At 70.0% G+C, this 1,655-nt stretch carries 2 protein-coding genes; one reads left to right on the top strand and one right to left on the bottom strand.

Annotation, left to right across the window (positions count from 1 at the left end):
- Nucleotides 1–224 precede the first annotated feature (224 nt).
- A complete protein-coding gene (locus RT551_RS21560) occupies nt 225–857 on the top strand; it encodes an NAD-dependent epimerase/dehydratase family protein (protein WP_313462258.1) in 633 nt (210 codons plus the stop codon).
- Between the two features lie 70 nt (nt 858–927).
- On the opposite strand, the gene RT551_RS21555 is transcribed toward RT551_RS21560, so the two are convergent.
- Nucleotides 928–1,655: dihydrolipoamide acetyltransferase family protein (locus RT551_RS21555; RefSeq protein ID WP_313462255.1), on the bottom strand; the 728-nt coding region annotated here is incomplete at its 5' end.

Raw genomic sequence — 1,655 nt, 5'->3', positions numbered from 1 at the left:
CCCCCGCCGACCGCACTGGCCGGCGTGGCCTCGACCCGCGCCGGGGCTGAACCGGCACGCCGCGCCAGCAGCCGTCCCACGGCGGTACCGGGGCTGGAGGAAGCGTCGGGGCGGTCCGTCATGCGGCGGGTCCTGGGGCGAAGATGGAGTAGGGTAGGTGGGAACAGTATCGGCGCTGGACCGGCCGGCTTGAAGACATCCTCTACACAAAAACGGACCGCCCCATGAAGGTGATGCTGGTCGGTGCCACCGGTCTGGTCGGCACCCAGGTGCTGCAGCTGCTGCTGGACGATCCCCGCTGCCAGACCGTGGTCGCCCCCACGCGGCGGCCGCTGGCGCTGGCCGACGCCCATCTGCTCAAGCCGGTGGTGGACTTCGCCCAGTTGTCGGAAGCGGCCGACTGGTGGGCCGTGGATGCGGTGATCTGCGCGCTGGGGACTACCTTGAAACAGGCTGGCAGCCGTGAGGCTTTTGCCCAGGTCGACCACCAGTATCCGTTGCAGGTGGCCCGGCTGGCGCGGGCGCAGGGCGCGGCGGCCTTCGTGCTGAACTCGGCCAAGGGGGCGGATCCGGATTCCCGGTTCTTCTACAACCGGGTCAAAGGTGCGCTGGAGCAGGACCTGCGTGGGCTGGGCTACCCGTCGCTGACGCTGGTGCGGCCAGGGCTGATTGGCGGCGACCGCAAGGAGCACCGCGCGGGAGAACGTGTCGCCAGTGTGGTACTGGGCGCGTTGGCCCCGGTGCTGCCGCGGTCCTGGCGGATCAATCCAGCGGAGAAGATTGCGGCGGCCATGGTGGAGGCGGCATTACAGCCTGTACCTGGCGTGCGGGCGATCGAGGCGGACCGGTTGGTGTGACCCACGCAGCAGGGCGCGGTGCCGCCGGTAGCGGACGACCGTTGGTCGTCCGCTGTCTCCCCGGGATGCCTCAGCTGGCCAGGGCCAGGTCGTCCATCATCGCGCGCAGGAACCGCGCCGCCTCACCGCCGGTGGCGGCACGGTGGTCGAAGGTCACCGACAACGGAATGACCTTGTGCGCTTCCACGCCGCCCATCACCGGGGTCATCTGGTGGCGGGCACGGCCGGCACCGACGATGGCCACGCACGGCGGCACCACCACCGGCGTGGCATAGCGGCCGGCGAACATGCCGAAGTTGGACAGCGAGATGGTGTAGCCGCTCAGCTCGGAAGGTGCGATCGAGCGCGATTCAACCTGCTCGCGCAGACGGTTCACGCCTTCGCGGATGCCACGTGCATCGAGCATGTCGGCATTGCGCAGCGCCGGCACGAACAGACCGTCGTCGGTGTCCACGGCAATGCCGATGTCCACTTGGGCATGCAGGGTGCGGGTCAGCGCGTCGCCGTCGAACCAGGCGTTCATGGCCGGCACCTTCTGGCTGGCGACCACGATGGCGCGTACCAGACGGGCGGTGACGTCGTTGCCCGGCAGCCAGGCGTGGATGTCAGCGTCGTCGTTGAGCGTGGTCGGCACCACCTTGCTGTGGGCATCGGCCATGACCCGCGCCATGTTGCGGCGCACGCCCTTGAGCGGTTCCGGCTGCCCCTTGGCGACCACGCCCGGCGGCTGCGTGCGCATCGGCTTGCCAGCGGCGGACATCGGCGTGCGGGCTTCGGCCTGACGCACCGGGGCCGGTG

Origin of the sequence: Stenotrophomonas sp. (assembly GCF_032103445.1) — a bacterium.
Taxonomy (GTDB): Bacteria; Pseudomonadota; Gammaproteobacteria; order Xanthomonadales; family Xanthomonadaceae; genus Stenotrophomonas.
Note: the sequence above shows the minus strand (reverse complement) of the source record. Positions and strands in the feature narration are given on the sequence as shown.